Here is a 524-nt window from a genome sequence, read left to right as displayed (position 1 = left end):
TGTTGTATGTGCCTCTGAGAGTTTTGCCGTCGATAGCAATCACTTCACCCTCTGTCGTCTCATGACAGTCTTTCATCCACGCAGTAAAGCATCGTTGCAGTTGCTTGGCGGAAATAAGATTGATAACTCGGGCAATGGTATCGTGTACTGGTATGCCTTGTTTGAAATCACCATACTGCCTAAGCCATTCCAAGTTATCTTCACCAAAATCTTCAATATCCTCCCAACCTTCAGCACCAGCAATCACTGCTGCAATTGTTAAGAAGATAATGTCGGTTAGCGTGTGCTCTATTTTCCAAGCTTGGCGAGGGTCTCGAATAACTGAAATATGGTCCAAAAGGCTTAATCCATTCATTATGGCTAAATATCTGCTGTTAAAAAACAGTATATGATCACACCTAAATCTGATCATCAAATCGATCTTGAATGTATTGAATTTGTTGTGACTTCAGTGTACAAATTAGTGGAAACATCACTTCACGCTACCCCTTATTCCATATGGGTTTTTCATGATCTTGCCCTGC

At 41.0% G+C, this 524-nt stretch carries 1 protein-coding gene; it reads right to left on the bottom strand.

What is annotated here, in order from left to right:
• A partial coding sequence (locus A136_RS01215; protein WP_029235081.1) for an ISAs1 family transposase occupies nt 1-355 on the bottom strand: 355 nt, incomplete at its 3' end.
• Between the last annotated feature and the right edge of the window lie 169 nt (nt 356-524).

Source organism: Vibrio crassostreae 9ZC13 (assembly GCF_000272045.2).
Classification (GTDB): Bacteria; Pseudomonadota; Gammaproteobacteria; order Enterobacterales; family Vibrionaceae; genus Vibrio; species Vibrio crassostreae_C.
Note: the sequence above shows the minus strand (reverse complement) of the source record. Positions and strands in the feature narration are given on the sequence as shown.